The sequence below is a fragment of the Promicromonospora sp. Marseille-Q5078 genome, from assembly GCF_050315395.1.
Classification (GTDB): Bacteria; Actinomycetota; Actinomycetes; order Actinomycetales; family Cellulomonadaceae; genus Isoptericola.
Genome location: NZ_JBNPQG010000001.1, coordinates 3,827,329 through 3,844,996 on the forward strand (window position 1 = coordinate 3,827,329; position 17,668 = coordinate 3,844,996).

14 protein-coding genes are annotated in these 17,668 nt (G+C 74.9%); 5 read left to right on the forward strand and 9 right to left on the reverse strand.

All coding sequences use genetic code 11. The features are described 5' to 3' along the window. Positions 1 to 3 precede the first annotated feature (3 nt). Entirely contained in the window at positions 4 to 984 is a 981-nt protein-coding gene (locus ACQFYA_RS17610) for an aldo/keto reductase (RefSeq protein WP_499126317.1), read from the reverse strand. A 93-nt stretch (positions 985 to 1,077) separates the two neighbouring features. On the opposite strand from ACQFYA_RS17610, the gene pdxR reads away from it, so the two are divergent. Beyond that, a complete protein-coding gene (gene pdxR, locus ACQFYA_RS17615) occupies positions 1,078 to 2,532 on the forward strand; it encodes a MocR-like pyridoxine biosynthesis transcription factor PdxR (RefSeq protein WP_499126319.1) in 1,455 nt (484 codons plus the stop codon). Positions 2,533 to 2,545: 13 nt separating this feature from the next. Here pdxR and ACQFYA_RS17620 read toward each other — a convergent pair whose 3' ends face one another. Next, positions 2,546 to 3,175 (reverse strand): nitroreductase family protein, encoded by a 630-nt coding sequence (locus ACQFYA_RS17620; protein ID WP_499126321.1) that lies wholly within the window; start codon positions 3,173 to 3,175, stop codon positions 2,546 to 2,548. Between the two features lie 146 nt (positions 3,176 to 3,321). Here ACQFYA_RS17620 and phoA point away from each other — a divergent pair, with 146 nt between their 5' ends. After that, complete coding sequence (phoA, locus tag ACQFYA_RS17625; protein WP_499126322.1) at positions 3,322 to 4,728, forward strand: alkaline phosphatase; 1,407 nt, start codon at positions 3,322 to 3,324, stop codon at positions 4,726 to 4,728. A gap of 116 nt (positions 4,729 to 4,844) precedes the next feature. Here the strand turns inward: phoA and ACQFYA_RS17630 are convergent, their stop codons facing one another. Both ACQFYA_RS17630 and ACQFYA_RS17635 read right to left on the reverse strand, forming a co-directional pair. After that, entirely contained in the window at positions 4,845 to 7,034 is a 2,190-nt protein-coding gene (locus ACQFYA_RS17630) for a YhgE/Pip family protein (RefSeq protein ID WP_499126324.1), read from the reverse strand. Further along, the gene (locus ACQFYA_RS17635; protein ID WP_499126326.1) at positions 7,031 to 8,002 is read right to left on the reverse strand and encodes a hypothetical protein; all 972 of its coding nucleotides are present in this window, start codon (positions 8,000 to 8,002) and stop codon (positions 7,031 to 7,033) included. The genes ACQFYA_RS17630 and ACQFYA_RS17635 overlap by 4 nt, the downstream gene beginning before the upstream one ends. A 95-nt stretch (positions 8,003 to 8,097) precedes the next feature. Here ACQFYA_RS17635 and ACQFYA_RS17640 point away from each other — a divergent pair, with 95 nt between their 5' ends. After that, positions 8,098 to 8,748: a TetR family transcriptional regulator gene (locus tag ACQFYA_RS17640; protein ID WP_499126328.1), complete on the forward strand. Its 651-nt coding sequence runs from the start codon at positions 8,098 to 8,100 to the stop codon at positions 8,746 to 8,748. Between the two features lie 162 nt (positions 8,749 to 8,910). Here the strand turns inward: ACQFYA_RS17640 and ACQFYA_RS17645 are convergent, their stop codons facing one another. From ACQFYA_RS17645 to ACQFYA_RS17660, 4 genes are all read right to left on the reverse strand, one after another. Beyond that, the gene (locus tag ACQFYA_RS17645; RefSeq protein ID WP_499127597.1) at positions 8,911 to 11,874 is read right to left on the reverse strand and encodes an FAD-binding and (Fe-S)-binding domain-containing protein; all 2,964 of its coding nucleotides are present in this window, start codon (positions 11,872 to 11,874) and stop codon (positions 8,911 to 8,913) included. A 280-nt stretch (positions 11,875 to 12,154) separates the two neighbouring features. Next, positions 12,155 to 13,213, reverse strand: a complete 1,059-nt coding sequence (locus ACQFYA_RS17650; protein WP_499126330.1) for a TetR/AcrR family transcriptional regulator — start codon at positions 13,211 to 13,213, stop codon at positions 12,155 to 12,157. A 95-nt stretch (positions 13,214 to 13,308) separates the two neighbouring features. After that, positions 13,309 to 14,130: an ABC transporter permease gene (locus tag ACQFYA_RS17655; protein ID WP_499126331.1), complete on the reverse strand. Its 822-nt coding sequence runs from the start codon at positions 14,128 to 14,130 to the stop codon at positions 13,309 to 13,311. Then, on the reverse strand, positions 14,127 to 15,134 hold the full coding sequence (locus ACQFYA_RS17660; protein ID WP_499126333.1) for an ATP-binding cassette domain-containing protein: 1,008 nt from the start codon (positions 15,132 to 15,134) through the stop codon (positions 14,127 to 14,129). The genes ACQFYA_RS17655 and ACQFYA_RS17660 overlap by 4 nt, the downstream gene beginning before the upstream one ends. A gap of 139 nt (positions 15,135 to 15,273) precedes the next feature. Between ACQFYA_RS17660 and ACQFYA_RS17665 the strand changes: the two genes are divergently transcribed. After that, positions 15,274 to 16,335, forward strand: coding sequence for an NAD-dependent epimerase/dehydratase family protein (locus ACQFYA_RS17665; protein ID WP_499126334.1), 1,062 nt, complete (start codon positions 15,274 to 15,276; stop codon positions 16,333 to 16,335). Here ACQFYA_RS17665 and ACQFYA_RS17670 read toward each other — a convergent pair. Next, positions 16,315 to 16,833, reverse strand: coding sequence for a MarR family winged helix-turn-helix transcriptional regulator (locus tag ACQFYA_RS17670; protein WP_499126335.1), 519 nt, complete (start codon positions 16,831 to 16,833; stop codon positions 16,315 to 16,317). The genes ACQFYA_RS17665 and ACQFYA_RS17670 overlap by 21 nt on opposite strands. A 111-nt stretch (positions 16,834 to 16,944) precedes the next feature. On the opposite strand from ACQFYA_RS17670, the gene ACQFYA_RS17675 reads away from it, so the two are divergent. Further along, the gene (locus ACQFYA_RS17675; protein WP_499126336.1) at positions 16,945 to 17,577 is read left to right on the forward strand and encodes an FMN-dependent NADH-azoreductase; all 633 of its coding nucleotides are present in this window, start codon (positions 16,945 to 16,947) and stop codon (positions 17,575 to 17,577) included. The last annotated feature ends 91 nt before the right edge of the window (positions 17,578 to 17,668 follow it).

Consider the following 17,668-nt stretch of genomic DNA (forward strand, 5'->3'; position numbering starts at 1 on the left):
CCCTCACACCGCGTCGAGGCGGGCGCGGACGTCCTCGTCGAGGTCGAGCTCGGCCGCGCCGAGCAGCTCGTCGAGCTGCGCGACGCTGCTCGCCCCGATGACGGGGACGACCGGCACGTCGCCGCCCAGCAGCCAAGCCAGCACCACCTGGTTCGGGGTGGCGCCGATCTCGGCCGCGACCTCCCGCAGCACGCGCAGGCGCTCGTGCGTCGTCGGGTGGTCGAACCCGTCCCACAGGGGCTTGTCGTCGCGCACCAGCGCCCCCTGCATGAGCGGCGAGTAGGCGACGACGGCGAGCGGATGCTGGGTCGCCGCGGACGCGCCCGCGTAGTCCAGCAGCTCGTACGACGCCCAGTTGTGGCGGCCGACGTCGGGCCGCGGGTACGGGTAGGTGAGCTGCTGCTGCACCAGGCCGTACGGCGCCACGCCCTGCCGGCGGGCCTCCTCGCGCGCCTCGACCACGCGGTGCAGCGCGACGTTCGAGATGCCGCCGATCCCGACCAGCCCCTCCGCCTGGAGCTTGCCGAACGCGCCGACGGTCTCGGCGAGGGGGGTGTCGTAGTCGTCGACGTGCCCGTAGTAGGCGTCGATGTGGTCGATGCCGAGGTGGCGCAGGCTCTCGCGCGCCTCCCAGGCGACGGTCTCCGCGCCGAGGCCCTGGTAGTTCGTCGGCGGCACCTGCTGGAGCGGCAGGTCCGGGTCCTTCTTGGCCGCGCCCACCTTGGTGGCGATGCGCAGCTCGTCGCGGTTGCCGCGGTCCGCGAGCCAGCGTCCGATGACGTCCTCGCTGTCGCGGCCGTGCCCGCCGCCCCAGCCGTTGTAGTTGTTGGCGGTGTCGAGGAACGTGCCGCCGGCCTCGACGAAGCGGTCGAGGACCGCGCGGGCCGTCGCCTCGTCGGTCCGGGTGCCGAACCACGTGGTGCCGAGGCACAGGCTGCTGACCTCGAAGGACGTGGTGCCGTCGCCGATCGTGCGGTAACGCATGGGTGCTCCTGTCGTCTGCGTGCCGGCGGTGGTCCCGCCGGCGGGCACCTCCGAACCTAGGAGCCGATCGGTCCGGGTGTACCGTCCAATTCCATGGCGATCCCCCAGACCAATCCGCGCCTGGCGTGGGACACGGTCCTCGACCTCGGCGACGACGACGCACCGTTGGTCGCGCGGCTCGAGCGCGCCGTGCGCGACGCCGTGCACGGCGGCCGCGTCCCCGCGGGGGCGGCGCTGCCCCCGAGCCGGGCCCTGGCCGACACCCTCGGGGTGTCCCGGTGGGTCGTGACGGAGGTCTACGCGCAGCTCGTCGCGGAGGGGTTCTGCGAGGCGCGGGTGGGCTCCGGGACGCGCATCGCCGCGGGCGCGGCCGCCCACGCCGTCCCGAAGCGTCCCGCGCCCGGGGCGTCGGGGGCGACCGCCGAGCCGGCCGGCCGCGCGCGCCTCGACCTCGCCCCCGGGGTGCCCGACCTGCGGCACGTGCCGCGCTCGGCCTGGCTCCGGGCGCTGCGCGACGCGCTCGCCGACGCCCCGGACTCCGACCTCGCCGCCCCCGACCCCGCCGGCCACCCGGCGACCCGCGCCGCCGTCGTCGACTACCTGGCGCGGGCGCGCTCGACCTGTGCGAGCAGCGACGACGTCGTCGTGACGCACGGCGCCGCCGACGGCATGGCGCGCCTCGCCCGTGCGCTGCGGTCCGCGGGCCACCGCGCGCTGCTGGTCGAGGACCCGAGCTGGGGGCGGCTGCGCGACGTCGCGCGCGACGCCGGGCTGGTGCCCGTCCCGGTCCCGGTGGACGCGGGCGGCGTCATCGTCGACGCGCTGGTCGCGGCGGGCGTGCGGACGGGCGCCCGCGACGCCCTGGTGACGCCCGCGCACCAGTTCCCGACGGGCGCGGCCCTCGCGCCGGAGCGCCGGGACGCGCTCGTGTCGTGGGCGCGGGCGGTGGACGGCCTCGTGATCGAGGACGACTACGACGCCGAGTTCCGGTACGACCGCCGCCCGGTCGCCGCGCTCCAGGGCCACGACCCGGGCCGCGTGGCGCTGCTCGGGTCGCTCAGCAAGACGGTGTCGCCCGCGTTCGGGCTGGGCTGGGCGGTGCTGCCCCCGCGCTGGCGCGAGCGGCTGGGCCGGCACGCGGGCGGGCCAGCGCCGTCGACGATCGACCAGCTCGCGCTCGGCCGGTTCCTGACGGACGGCGCCTACGAGCGCCACCTGCGCGCGGCGCGCGGCCGGTTCCGGACCCGCCGGGCGGCGCTCCTCGACGCGCTCGCCACCGCCCTGCCCGGGCTGCCCGTGAGCGGGCTCGCCGCCGGGCTGCACGTCGTCGTCGGCCTGCCCGACGGCGTCCCTGCCGCGGCGGTGGTGCGCGCGGCCGCCGCGCGCGACGTCGCGGTGGCCGACGTGCGGCGCTACCGCGTCACCGCCGCCCCGGGCGCGGGCGCCCCGGCGGAGGCGCTGGTCGTCGGGTACGGCAACCTCGCCGACGCGCGCGTCGGCGAGGCCGTGGACGGGCTCGCGGCGGCACTGCGCTCCGTCACGCCGTGAGCGGGGACCCCGCTCACCACCGCCCGCGGTGCACGACGTCCTCCAGCGGCTTGCGCCGGCGCCGCGTCGGCGAGCCCTTCGCCTCCGCAGGCCCCCCTGAGCCTGCCGAAGGGTCGGCCGGGTGGCCGACGGCGACGACGCCGGTCTGAACCCACTCGTCGGGGACGCCGAACGCCTCCCGGAACACGGGCACCTCCCCTGCCCCGATGCCGAAGAAGCACGCGCCGAGGCCCTCGTCGACCGCCGTCTGCAGCATGAGCAGCGACGCCATCCCCGCGTCGACGTGCCAGTACGGCACGGGCCAGCGCGCCTCGGCGCGGTCCGTCCAGCCCTTGTCCGCCTCGGCGTAGCGGCCGAGGTACGCGTCCTTCGAGCACAGCGCGACGACGAGCACCGGCGCGGTGCGCATGCCCGTGAGCCAGGCGGACATGTCCCGCTCCGACGTCGCCGGGGTCGCCGCGGCCCAGAACCGGTCGCGGTCCTCCGGCTCCGTGAGCACGAGGAACGACCAGCCCTGCGAGAAGCCCGCGCTGGGGGCCCGCACGGCGTTCCGCACCAGCCGCTCCACCGTCTCGGGCGCCACGGGCTCGTCCGTGAACCGCCGCACCATCCGCCGTCGTCGCACCACGTCCTGGAACTCCACGGACCCCATCCTCCACCGGCGGTCGAGCCGGTACGCACTGTTTCCCTGGACAACAGCCGGAGGCCACCGTCCGGCCACCTGGGCGCGCTTGCCTGCACCCGGCGGTGTTCACCGCCATGACGGCACGTCCACCAAGGAGGCCTCCCGTGCGCAAGACCGCACGCCGCACCACCCTCGCCACCGCGCTCGTCGGCACGCTCCTGCTCGGCGGCGCGAGCAGCTACGCGCTCACCCACGACCTCACCGGGCACGGCGACGCGCGCCGCCTCGACGGCGACCAGAGCGCCCAGGTCCGCAAGCAGATCAAGTCCGGCAAGGCCCAGAACGTCATCCTGCTCATCGGCGACGGCATGGGCGACTCGGAGATCACCGTCGCCCGCAACTACCAGTACGGCGCCGCCGGGGAGCTCCCGGGCATCGACGCCCTGCCCCTGACCGGCCAGTACACGACCTACGCGCTCGACAAGGCCAACGGCAGGCCCGACTACGTGACGGACTCCGCGGCGTCGGGATCGGGTTGGGCCACCGGCACCAAGACGTACAACGGGGCGATCTCGGTGGACGTCGAGGGCACCCCGCAGCAGTCCCTGCTCGAGCTCGCCAAGGCCGACGGGCTGCGCACCGGCAACGTCACCACGGCCGAGATCCAGGACGCCACCCCGGCCGTGCAGATGTCGCACGTCACGGCGCGCGGCTGCTACTCGCCCACGCGCATGACGGACTGCCCCGAGAACGCGCTCGAGAACGGTGGCGCCGGCTCGATCACCGAGCAGGCGCTGGCCACGCGCCCCGACGTCGTCCTCGGCGGCGGCGCGCAGTACTTCCAGGACAAGGCGACCGCCGGCGGGTACCGGGGCAAGACGCTCCTGCGGCAGGCGAAGGACCGCGGGTTCAACGTCGTCACGAACGCCACGAAGCTCGCCAAGGTGACGTCCGCCGACCAGGACGCCCCGCTGCTCGGGCTGTTCGCGCCGGGCAACCTGCCCACCGAGTGGGCCGGCCCCGCCGCGACCCACACGGGCGGCGCCGAGGACCCCGTCACCTGCGGCACGAACCCGGAGCACACCGACGACGTGCCGTCGCTCGACACGATGACCACCAAGGCCATCGACCTGCTCGACGCCGGCTCCGGCCGGAAGAAGGACGGCTTCTTCCTCCAGGTCGAGGGCGCCAGCATCGACAAGCAGGACCACGCCGCCAACCCCTGCGCGCAGATCGGCGAGACCGTCGCGTTCGACGACGCCGTCAAGGTCGCCCTCGACTTCGCGAAGAAGGACGGCCACACGCTCGTCCTCGTCTCCGCCGACCACGGGCACTCCAGCCAGATCATCTCCGCCGGCTCCACGACCCCGGGCCTGACCCGCACGCTGACCACCACCGAGGGCCAGCCGATGACCGTCGCCTACGGCACCGCCGAGGAGGGCGGCTCGCAGGAGCACACCGGCACCCAGGTCCGCATCGCGGGCTACGGGCCGCAGGCGGCGAACGTCGTCGGCCTGACCGACCAGACGGACGTCTTCTACACGATCAAGCACGCGCTCAGCCTGGGCTGACCTCCCCGCCGAGGTAGTTCACGATTCGCCGAGGTAGTTCGAGGGGCAGGCCGCAACCCGTGCGGCCTGCCCCTCGAACTACCTCGGCGAATCGTGGACTACCTCGGTGGGCAGGGTCAGAGGACGAGCTCGGGCTGCAGCTTGGTCACCGTCCACACGCGCTGGCGGCGGGCGGCCAGCGTCGTCAGGCCCAGCGCGACGACGAGGACGCCGAGCAGCACGGTGACGTCGCGCGTGACGGTCGCGAGGTTGCCGCCGTACAGGAGCTGGCGCAGCCCCTCGACGGCGTACGTCATCGGCATGAACTGGTGCATCGCCTTGAGCGGCTGCGGGATGGTCTGCCACGGGAACGTGCCGCCCGCGGTGACCAGCTGCACCAGCATGAGCACCAGCCCCAGGAACTGCCCCGCCGCGCCCAGCCACACGTTGAGCGCCTGCAGCACCGCGACGAAGGTGGCGGAGACCAGCACCAGGAACAGCGCGGTGAAGAGCCCGTACGACGGCTGGATGTCCAGCGCGAACTTGGTCACCGCGAACATCGCCGCCACCTGCAGCACGCCGATCGCGGCGGGCGTCGCCCAGCCGCCCAGCGCCGTCGCGAGCGCCGACCGGCCCGCGGCGAGCGCCCGGGTGGACAGCGGCCGCACCAGCAGGAACAGCACGTACGCGCCGATCCACGTGGCCAGCGACAGGAAGAACGGTGCGAGCCCGCCGCCGTACGTGCCCGCCGACGACAGGGCGTCGTTGCGCACCTCCAGCGGGTTGCCGATGGTCGACGCCGTGTCCTCGCGCGTCTGGTCGTCGAGGTCGGGCACCTGCCCGAGGCCCTGCGCGAGCCCGTCGCGCAGGTCGGCGACGCCGTCCTTCAGCTCCCCGGAGCCGTCCGCGAGATTCGTCGTGCCGGCGGCGAGGTCGGCGGCGCCGTCGGACACCTGCCCGGTGCCGTCGGCCAGCCGGTGCACGCCGTCGACCAGCGCGGGGGTGGCGTCGGCGAGCTGTCCGGTGCCGTCCGCGAGCCGGTCCGCGCCGTCCGCCGCGGACGCGATCCCCGCGGTGAGCTGCGGGGTCGCGCCCGACAGGGTGGCGGCGCCGTCGGCCACCTGCCGGGAGCCGTCGGCGAGCTCGTCGAGCTTCCCGGACGCGCCCTCGACCTTCGTCACCGCGTCCTTGACGTCCGTACGCTGCGCGTCGAGGGCGCCGTCGACGTCCTCACGCGTCGTGTCGAGGCGGTCCAGGACGTCCGACCGCAGCTGCGCGCACTGCGCCGCGAGGTCGGCGCCCTCGGAGCCGTCGTCCGGGACCGCGGCACACAGGTCGGACAGCTGCTGGTCGAGGTCCGTCCGCCCCTGGTCGAGGGCGTCCGCGGCGTCGGAGCGCGCGGCGTCGAGGGTCGGCAGCACCTGCCCGGCGGCGTCAGCCGCCTCCTGGCCGTACTGCGCCACCTGCGCGTTGCCGTCGGCCACCTGGGCCGCGCCGTCGGACAGCTTCTTGGCCTGCGCGGGCAGGTCCGCGGTGTTGTCCTGCAGCTGCCCGAGGCCGGTCGCGAGCTGCCCCGCGCCGTCGTCGAGCTGCCCCACGGCGTCCGCGAGCGTCCCGACCTTGCCGTCCAGGGTCGCGGCGCCGTCGGCCGCCTGCGCCGCGCCGTCGGCGAGGGTGTGCGCGCCGTCGTCCGCGTCGGCGAGGCCGTCGTCGAGCGTCGTCGCGCCGTCCAGGAGCTGCTTCGCGCCGTCGACCGCGTCCGCGAGGTTGGTGTGGATCGACGCGAAGCCCCGCAGGAACGTGTCCGCGGCCTCCGTGCCGACCTCCTCCGCGACGGAGTCGCGCACCTTCCCCACGATCTGGTCCGAGATGGTGCCCGCGAGGTAGTTGTTCGCGTCGTTGGTGATGAGCGTGAGGCTCGCCTGCTCCGGCTCGAACTCGCCCGCCGACGCGAGGTCGGCGGAGAACGTGGGCCCGATGACGAGCGCGGCGTCGTAGCGGCCGGACCGCACGCCCGCCTCGGCGTCGACCTGCGTGGTCTCCACCCAGCCGAACCCGCCGTCGTCGAGCAGCTGGTCCGCGACGTCCCGGCCGAACTGTCGCTCCGTCTTCTCGCCCGTCTCGGCGTCGGTCGTCGTGGTGCCCTCGTCCTGCACGACGACGGCGGCCGGCACCTGCTCGAGCTGCCCGTACGGGTCGTGGTTGGCGAACAGGTACAGGCCCGCGTACAGCGTCGGGATCAGCGCCATCGCGAGGACGGCGAGCTTCGGGAGCCGCCCGGCGGCGAGCCGGCGCAGCTCGGACAGGGCGAGCCGCACCGCGGTCATCGGGCCTCCTCCTGCGTCTCGTGGGTGTCGGTGGGCTGCGGGGCGGGGTCGACGTCCTCCTCCGCGCGCGGGTCCGGGTCGGGGGACGGCTCCAGCTCGTCCTCGACCTCGCTGGTCGAGCCCGTCGACACCTCGACCCCGCTGGTCGAGCCCGTCGACACCTCGCCCTCGCTGGTTGAGCCCGTCGACACCTCGCCCTCGCTGGTTGAGCCCGTCGAAACCTCGTCCGGGGTCTCGACAGGCTCGACCGCCGGGGCAGGCTCGACCGCTGGGGCAGGCTCGACCGCCGGGGCAGGCTCTTCCGTGAGGACCGGCACCTCGCGCAGCACGACCTGCGGCGGCTCGTGCATGCTCTGCCCGCGCGCGGGGGGCAGGTCGGCGCCGAGCTCGCGCGCGGACGACCGCGTGCACTGCACCATGACGCCGAGCCCGGACGCGGCGAGCGTGCGCGCCGTCTCCCACCAGCCGGACGGCTCGCCCCCGTGCCGGTCCGGCAGCGTCAGCACGACGAACCGCACGTCAGGGTTCTCGGCGGCGAGCGCCGCGAGCACGGCGGTGCGCACGACGCCCGGCAGCTGGTCCACCCGCCGCCCGCGGTCGTCGGCGAGCGCGTGCTCCTCGAGCCAGCGCGTGACGTCGCGCGGCAGCGACCGCCGTCCGGCGAGCGCGAGCCCCTCGGCGACGACGTCGGACAGGGTGAGCGCGTCGTCGGGCTCGCTGATGCCGGGCACGTCGACGACCGCGGTGCGGGCGCGCAGCGCGGAGGGCGGGACGGCGGCACCGTCGAGCCGCACAGTGCCGTCCGACGGGGCGAACCGCCCGGTCGCGACGAGCGCGAGGGCGGTGTGCCCGTGCCCGGGCTCGCCCGCGACGAGCAGGCACTCCCCCGTCGACCAGGCGAGGTCGGTGGCCTCCAGCATCGGCTCCCGACGCCCCTCGACCCGCACCTCGCTCAGCGTGATCTGCACCCTGCTCCCCGCCCCCCGGACTCACTGTTGACCTGCGATCAACAACTGTACGACCGGTGTTGACTGCTGGTCAATAACGCCGTACAACTGAGGCCATGACCCCCGCCTCCCCGCGTGCCCGGACGCGGCACGAGCCCTCCGACCGGCGCCGCCAGCTGCTGGACTCGGCGATCGCCGAGGCCGAGGACGGCGGCCTGGACGCGCTGACCCCCGCGTCGGCCGCCGCCCGCGCGGGGGCGTCCAAGGCGCTGGTCTTCCACTACTTCGGGTCCACCGCGGCGCTGCGGCGTGCGGTCGCGCTCGAGGCCGTGTCCGACCTGGAGCAGACCCTGCTGGCACCCGACGATCGTCCCCTCGCCGAGCGGCCGGCGCACGCGATGTCCCTGTTCCTGGGGTCGGTCACCGCGCACCGGCGCGTCTGGGAGGACATCTGGCGCGGCACGCTCGCCGACGACGAGGTCACCGAGGACGCGCTGCGGCGCGTGCGCTCGGCGCTCGTCGGGCGCATGACGACGACCGCGGGCGTCATCGGCTTCAGGCCCAGCGGGCGCCTGCAACTGCTCGCGCAAGGCTGGGTGGCCCTCGTCGAGAACGTCGCCGCCGCCTGGCTCGGCGGCAGCGGCGTCACGCGCGCCGAGCTCGAGCGGCTGCTGGTCGAGTCGCTCGTGGTGCTGGTCCCCGAGCTGCCCGAGCCCGCGCGCTCCGGCGTCCTCGCCATCGTGCGGCGCCCCACCGCTGCTGATTGAGCCTGTCGACACCTCGGCGTGGTCTCGACAGGCTCGACCGACGGGTCAGAGGCGAGCCTGTCGACACCTCGGCGTGGTCTCGACAGGCTCGACCGACGGGTCAGAGGCGAGCCTGTCGACACCTCGGCATGGTCTCGACAGGCTCGACCGACGGACGACGGGTCAGAGGCGCTCGGCGATGACCTCCACGAGCGCCTTGCCCTCCACGCCCTCGAGCTGCACCGCCTGCGTGCGGCAGGAGAAGCCGTCGGCGATGAACTCGGCGCCCTCGGCGCGATCGCGCAGGGCGGGCAGCAGCGCATTCTCGGCCACCGCGACGGACACGTCGTAGTGCCCCTTCTGCATGCCGAAGTTGCCGGCGAGCCCGCAGCAGCCGGCGAGCACGGTGATCTCGGCGCCCGCGGCGCGCAGCAGCGCCTCGTCGGCGGAGAAGCCCATCACGGAGTGCTGGTGGCAGTGCGGCTGCACGACCGCGGTGACGTCCGACAGGTCGGGCACCTGCCAGTCCGCTCCGGGCGCGGTGTCGGGCGAGGTGAGCAGCTCCGCGAGCGTGCGGGTGGCGTCCGCGACCGCCTGCGCGCGCGGGTCGTCGGGGAAGAGGTCGAGCAGGTCGGAGCGCAGCACCGCCGTGCACGACGGCTCCAGCCCGAGGATCGGGATGCCGTTCACCGCGTACGGCCCGAGCACGGACAGCAGCGACGACAGCCGCCGCCGGGCGCCGTCGAGCTGGCCGGTCGAGATCCATGTGAGGCCGCAGCAGGCCTGCTGATCGGGCACGACGACGTCGTACCCGGCGTCGGTGAGCACCTTCACGGCGGCCTGGGGCACGGAGGGGGCGAGGGCGTCGCTGAACGAGTCCGCCCAGAGCACGACCTTGGGCCGCGCCCCCGGCTCCGGCCGGTCGCCGGGCTTCTGGCCGGCGCCCAGGCCGGGCACGCCGTGCGACGCCCAGCCGCGCTTCCACCAGGTGCGGAACGGGATCTCGGCGAACTGGGGGACCTTCCGGCGCGTGTCCATGCCGCCCGCCCACAGCACGGCCTTCGCGATCCACGGCACGCCCAGCAGCCCGTTGACGAACCGCGGCATCCCGCCGGCGAGGCGTGCCCACCGCGGCAGCCAGCCGAGGGCGTAGTGGTCGACGGGGCGCAGCCTGCCCTTGTACGTACGGTGCAGCACCTCGGACTTGTACTGCGCCATGTCGACGCCGGCCGGACAGTCGGACGAGCACGCCTTGCAGCTCAGGCACAGGTCGAGCGACTCGCGCACCTCCGGCGCGGTGAGCCCCCCGACCAGCGTGCCGTTGACGGCCTCCTGCAGCACGCGCGCCCGCCCGCGGGTGACGTCCTTCTCGTCCTTCGTCGCCTGGTAGCTGGGGCACATGAACCCGCCCGAGGCATGGTTGTCGGCCCGGCACTTGCCCACGCCGACGCAGCGGTGCACCGCCGTCGTGAGGTCGTGGTGGTCGTGGGAGAAGGAGAAGCCGGCGTGGCCGGTCTTCTTCGAGATCCCCCGCAGCGGGCCGAGACCCGCGAACCCGCGCTCCCCCGGCGCGGTGTCCGTCGGGACCGCGCGGGCCGCCGGCCGCCGGAGGTCGGCGTCGACCGCCGCGGGGCGGACCACGACGCCCGGGTTGAGCAGGTCGTCCGGGTCGAAGAGCGCCTTGAACCGCTCCATGAGCCGGATCGCCTCCGGCGAGTACATCAGGGGCAGCAGCTCGGAGCGCGCGCGGCCGTCGCCGTGCTCGCCCGAGAGCGAGCCGCCGTGGTACGCCACCAGGCGCGCCGCGTCGTTCATGAACGTGCGCAGCACGGACCCGGAGGTCTCCAGCGGGATGTCGATGCGCAGGTGCACGCACCCGTCGCCGAAGTGCCCGTACGGCAGGCCGTCGACGCCGTACCGCTTCATGAGGTCCTCGAGGTCCCGCAGGTACGCGCCCAAACGCTCGGGCGGGACGGCGGAGTCCTCCCAGCCCGGCCACGCCTGCTCCCCCGCGGGGGTACGGCCCGCGAGCCCGGCGCCGTCGGCGCGGATCTGCCACATCTTGGTGGCGTCCGGGCCGGCGGGCAGCACCAGCGACGACAGGGCGGACGACGACGTGACGACGGCCGCGGCCCGCGCGCTCGCCTCCTCCTGGCTCGCGCCGCCGACCTCGATCATGAGCCAGCCCGCGCCCTCGGGCAGGGCCGGCACGGACGACTCGCCCTTGGCGCGGCGCACGACATCGACCAGGCGCGCGTCGAGGCCCTCGACCGCCAGCGGGTGATGGCCCAGCAGGTGCGGCACGTCGTCGGCGGCCGACGGCATGTCGGGGTACCCGAGCACCACCAGCGTCGGCGCCGTCGGCACCGGCACCATCCGCAGGGTGGCGCCGAGCACCGTGACCAGCGTGCCCTCCGTGCCGACCAGCGCCTTGGCGAGATCGGAGCCGTTCTCCGGCAGCAGGTGCTCCAGGGAGTACCCCGAGACCTGCCGGCCGAACCGGCCGAACTGCGTGCGGATGAGCGCGAGGTTCTCGCGCACCAGCTCCGCCAGCCCCGGCACCTGGGCGAACGTCGCGTCGCCCCGCCCCGCGGTGAAGCGCCGCCCGCGCCCGTCGACGACGTCGAGCTCCAGCACGTTGTCGGCCGTGCGGCCGTAGGCGACGGCGTGCGGCCCGCACGCGTTGTTGCCGATCATCCCGCCGAGGGTCGCGCGGTTCTGCGTGGACGGGTCGGGGCCGAACCGCAGGCCGTGGGCCGCGCCCGCACGCTGCAGCGACGACATGATCGTGCCGGGCTCGACGACCGCCGTGCCCGCCTCCGGGTCCACCGAGACCACGTGGTCCAGGTGCCGGGAGAAGTCGAGCACCACGCCCGTGCCCACCGCGTTGCCCGCGACCGACGTCCCGGCGCCGCGGGCGGTCACCGGGACCGACAGCTCGCGCAGCACCTCGAGGCCACGCACCACGTCGCGCGTGCTGCGCGGGAAGGCGACGACGTCCGGCACGACGCGGTAGTTCGACGCGTCCGTGGAGTACTCCGCGCGACGGCGGAGGCTCGCGTCGACGTCGCCGGCGACGACCGTCCGCAGCGCGGACACGACGGCCTCGCGGGCCTCGTCGGCCGCCCGCCGGGCCGCGCTCTCCACCTCGTCGCGGGTGGGCGCGACGTCCGCGCCGCCGTCCGGGGTCGGGGAGTTCCGGGTCTGGGCTGGCACGCGCCGATTCTGCCATCGGTGCCCGCCGGGCGCCGACGCGTCCACGCCGTCGGCCCCGACCCGAGCCCGCTCGAGCCTGTCGAGACCCACCCGCTGGTCGAGCCTGTCGAGACCCTGCCGGTGGTCGAGCCTGTCGAGACCCTGCCGGTGGTTTCGACAAGCTCAACCAACGAGCGGCTTCGACAGGCTCAACCAGCGGGTCCCGACGACCTCACCTGGCGCGCTCGGCCCGCTCCCGGGCGGCGCGCACCGCCTCGGCCTCCGCCTTGCGCGCCTCGCGGAGCGCCTTCTCCTGCTCCCGGACCTTCTTCTGCTCCTCGCGCAGCCGGCGCTCCACGTCCTTGCGCCTCGCGGCGGCCTTCTTGACCTTCGCGTCGGACGTGTAGCGCTGTGCGAGGGCGAGCGCCTCGGCGACCCCCTCGTCCTCGGGCGCGCTCCCGGGCCGTGTCCCGGCATCGGCCCCGCCCGCCGCCTCACGCGCGACGACGTAGGCCGCGACGCCGTCCAGGGTGCGCTCGAGCCCCCAACCGACGTCGTCCTCGTCGTCGAACCCGCTCGTCCCGGCAGCGGCGTAGGCGCCGCGTTCCACGAGCGGGCGCAGGTGCGGGAAGCGGACCTCGTCGACGAGCACCCGCAGCGCGTCGGCGAGCCCCGGCCCCACCTCGGCGGCTGCGTCCGTGCCGGCGGTGTTGGCCCGCTGCAGGTCGCGGTCCAGCCCCGCCGTGTTCCGGACGTAGCCGTTGAGCAGCAGGATGGTCGCGATCTTCTCGCCGTCGTCGAGGGACGTGGAGCGCAGGGCGCGCAGCCCGGCGTCGAGCGCGCGCAGGCTCGCGGGGGTGATCGGCGCGCCCGTGACGGGGACGTCGAGCACCCACGGGTGCCGGCGGAAGAGCTCGAACGTGAACAGGGCCCACTCGCGCAGCTCGGCGCGCCAGTCGGCCGGGTCGTGCGCCGGCGGGAACTCCAGGTCGAGCGCGACCTCCTGCATGAGCAGCAGCAGGTCGTCCTTGCTGGTGACGTACCGGTACAGCGACATCGTGGTGAAGCCGAGGCTCTTGGCCACGCGGGCCATGGAGACCCCGGCCAGGCCCTCGGCGTCCGCGATCTCGACGGCGGCCTCGACGATGCGCTCGATGCTCAGCTCGCGGCGCGCCACCCGCTCCGGACGCTCGGCCACGCCCCACGCGAGCGCGAGCCGCGGCGGGAGCTCGGGCACGTCCGCCCCTTGCGGGTCCGTCTCGGGCAGGTCCGTCTCCGGCGTGTCCGTCATGGGTTCATCATCCCCGACCTCGCGCGCCGGTCGAGCCTGTCGGGACCGCTCGCGGGTCTCGACAGGCTCGACCGGCTCGACCGGTGCGCCACCGCTCAGCGGGCCGTCCGACGGCGGTACAGGACGCCGCCCGCGACGATGCTCGCCGCGAGGAAGCCGACCAGCCAGAGGCACGCCGTGAGGATCGTGCCGCCGTCGGGCGCGCCCATGAGCAGGCCGCGGACGGACTCGATGATCGGCGTGAACGGCTGGTGCTCGGCGAAGCCGTGCAGCCAGTCGGGCATGGTCTCGACCGGGACGAAGCCGGAGCTCAGGTACGGCACGAACAGGAAGATCATGTTCACCGACATCGACGCCTCGACGCTGAGCACCAGCCCGAACGCGACGCTGAGCCAGGTGAACGCCAGCACGGCGAGCACGGCGAACGCGACGAAGCCCAGCCAGTCGCCGAGCGCGGCGCCGGGACCGAACCCGTACGCGAGGGCCACGAGCAGCACCACCGCCGCGGAGGCGAGGTTGCGCACGACGCTCGCGATGACGTGGCCCCACAGCGCGGAGGGCCCGAAGATCGGCAGGGTCTTGAAGCGGTCGATCGTGCCGGTCGTCATGTCCTGGGCCACGCCGACGGCCGCCGTGGCGGAGTTCATGCCGAGGCACATGATGAGCACGCCCGGCACCACGTAGTCGATGTAGTCGCCGCCCGTGCCACCGGAGATCGCACCGCCGAAGATGACGACGAACACCGTCATGATCAGGACCGGCAGCGCGAACGCGGTGATGAGCCCGTCGACGGAGCGCAGCGTGCGGCGCGCCTCGCGGCGCGTCATGGTGGCGACGTCGCGCAGGGGCGCGCGGTGGGCGGACCGGGTGCGGGACGGGGGCGCGGTCGGCGCGGCCGGGGCCAGGGTGGTGGTCATCGCAGGGCCTCCTCGGTGGCGGGGCTCGCGGCCGCGCCGTCGGTCGTGGTGTCGGTGGTGGCGCCGGCGGGGCGGCCTCCGGTCAGCGCGAGGAAGACGTCGTCGAGCGTCGGCTTGACCACGCTCACGCCGGCGACGGCGAGGCCGCGGGACTCCGCCCGGTCCAGCACGTCGCGGATCGCGCGGACGGGCTCGGAGCTCGGGAAGGTCAGGGCGAGCGCCTTCGCGTCCTCCTCCGCCTCCTCGAGTCCGGCCACGCCGAGCCCCCGCGCCGCGGCGAGGGCGGACGCGTCGTCGAAGGCGACGCGCACGTGGTCGCCCGCGACGAGCGCCTTGAGCTCCTCGGCCGTGCCCCGCGCGGCGATCCGGCCCTCGGCGAGGACGGCGATCGTGTCGGCCAACCGGTCGGCCTCTTCGAGGTACTGGGTGGTGAGGAGGATCGTGGTGCCGTCGGCCGCCAGCCCGCGCACCACCTCCCACAGCTGGGAGCGGGACGCCGGGTCGAGGCCGGTGGTGGGCTCGTCGAGCACCAGCACGTCCGGGTCGGACACCAGGCTGATGGCCAGGTCGAGCCGGCGGCGCATGCCCCCGGAGTAGGTGCCGACCCGCCGGCGGGCGGCGTCGGTGAGGTCGAAGCGCTCCAGGAGCTCCTGGGCGCGGCGACGCACGGTCCGCCGCGGCAGGTGCGCGAGGTCGGCCATCATGACGAGGTTCTCCTCGCCGGTCTGGAACTCGTCGACCGACGCGTACTGGCCGGTCAGCGCGATGCTGCGCCGCACGGCGGCGGGGTCCTTGACGACGTCGGCACCCGCGATCGTCGCGGTACCGCCGTCGGGGCGGACGAGCGTGGTGAGGATGTTGACGGTGGTGGTCTTGCCGGCGCCGTTCGGGCCGAGCAGCGCGAAGATCTCCCCGCGCCGGACGGCGAGGTCGACGCCGCGCAGGACGTCGGTGCGCCCGTAGGACTTGTGCAGCCCCCGCACCGCGATCATCGGGTCGTTCATGGCCGTTCCCCTCTGGTCGGTCGTGTATGCCATACACGAGCGTAGGGCATACACATCGTGTTGGCTATACACAGCGTGTGCCCAATACACGGCTCGTGCTGCACGCGCGCCCCGGCGCCGGCCCGGCTACGGTCGGACCGTGCGCGTCGTCGTCGTGGGAGCCAGCGGGAACGTCGGGACGGCCGTGCTGCGTGCGTTGGTGCGCGAGCCCGCCGTCACCTCGGTCGTCGGGGTCGCCCGGCGCGTGCCGCGCGCCGACGGCAGCAGCACCGTGTCCTTCCCCCACGACGCCGCCGAGTGGGTCCGCGTCGACCTCACCGACACCGCCGACGCCGTCGTCCGCGGGCTCGACAAGGCGTTCCTCGGCGCGGACGCCGTCATCCACCTCGCGTGGGCGCCGCCGTCCGCGCGCAACTCCGCGCAGGCCCGCCGCCTCAACCTCGACGGCTCACGCGCCGTCGCCGACGCCGTGGTGCGCGGCGGCGTGCCGCACCTCGTGCTCGGGTCCACCTCCGGCGTCTACTCCCCCGGCCCCGCGGACGGCACCCCCGTGCGGGAGGGCTGGCCCCGGCGCGGCGTGCCCACCTCCTCGTACGCGGTGCAGAAGGCCGCCGTCGAGCGCATGCTCGACGACCTCGCCGAGGCGCACCCGCGGCTCGTCGTGACCCGCGTGCGCCCGGCGCTCATGCTGCAGCGCGAGGCCGGCGCCGAGCTCGGGCGCTACTTCCTCGGGCCGCTCGGTACCCGCGCCCTGCGCCTCGCCGCCAAGCGGGCGCCCGAGGGCGCGCTGCTGCCCGCCGTGCCCGCGCTCGAGGGGCTGCGCCTGCAGGTGATGCACACCGACGACGCCGCCGAGGCCTACCGCGCCGTCGTCGTCGGCCGGCACCCGGGGGCCTTCAACCTCGCCCCCGACGGCTGGCTCACCTCCGACGACCTCGCCGAGATTCTCGCGGGCGGCCGCTCGGTGGCCGTCTCCCCCGACATGGCCCGGACGGGCCTGTCGATCGCCTCCCGCCTGCGCCTCGCCCCGATCGACGTGGGCTGGTACGACATGGCGCGCGCCGACGTCGTCCTCGACGCGTCGCACGCCCGCGAGCTGCTGCACTGGGCGCCCACGCACGACCAGCGCGACGTGCTGCGCGAGACGGTCGAGGGCGTCATCGCCGGCGCCGGCGCCGGCTCACCGCCCCTGCTGGGCTGAGCCCCGCCCCGCCTCCGCGCAGGCCGTCGTCGGGTCGATCGCGGCCATCACGGACCGCGCCACCGCGCCGAACGACTCGAGCTGATCGGGCCCCAGCACGTCGATCACCAGGCGGCGCACCTCGGCGACGTGACCGGGCGCCGCGGCCTCGAGCCTCGCCAGCCCGGCGTCCGTGAGGCGCGCCTCCATGCGCCGCCGCCCGTCCGAGCAGGCGCTGCGCTCGACGAGACCGTCCCGCTCGAGGCGGCCGACGGCGTGCGACAGGCGGGACAGCGACCCGTTCGCCAGGGCGGCCAGGTCGGACATGCCCACCGTGCGCCCGGGGGCGTCGGCGAGGGCGACGAGCACGTGGTACTCGAACAGGTTGAGCCGGGAGTCGGCGCGGAGCTGGGCGTCGAGCGCGGCCGGCAGGGTCATGAGCATCCCGGCCACGGCCATCCAGCTCTGCTGCTGGTCCTCGGTGAGCCACGCAGGGGCCTCGGTCTGTGCGGACGGCATACCCCATCGTAGGCCGACTTGAACATTCAAGGCATCTCGGCGTAGGTTCAACTTGAACATTCAAGACAGGCCGTCCGACGCGCGGCGGCCGCGCAACGGAGGGACCACCCCATGACGCTTCTTCGCCTCGACGCCAGCATCCAGGGCGACCGCTCGGCCAGCTCCGCCCTCGCGGACACGGTAGTCGCCGAGCTCACCGCCGCCCGACCCGGCACGGCCGTCGTCACCCGGCACCTGGGCCAGGACCCGCTGCCCGCCGACGCCTGGGCGCAGGCGACCACGGCCGGCTTCGTCGCCGAGCAGGAGCGCACCGCCGAGCAGCGCGCCGCCCTCGACCTCGCCGCCGCCCTGGCCGACGAGGTCCGCGCCGCGGACGCCCTCGTCCTCGCCATGCCGCTGTACAACTACGGCGTCTCGCAGCACGCCAAGGCCTGGATCGACCTCGTCACCACCGGGGCGGGCGCCGGGGTCCCCGTGCTCGAGGGCAAGCCCACCGTGCTCGTCACCACGCGCGGCGGCTCCTACGGCGAGGGCAGCCCGCGCGCCGGCTGGGACCACAACACCGACTACCTGCGCCGCATCCTCGAGGACCTGTGGCGGGCGGACCTCACCGTCGTCGAGCGCGAGTTCACGCTGGTCGGCGTCAACCCCGCCCTCGACGAGTTCACCGACGTCGCCGCCGTCATGGCCAAGCAGGCCGAGCAGGACGCCGTCGCCGCCGGCCGCGCGCTGGCCGCCCGCTGACCTCCCGCGAGGTAGTTCGGATCCCCGCGAGGTAGTTCGAATCCTCGCGAGGTAGTTCAGGACACGGCGAGGTCGCCCTCCAGGGAGGACG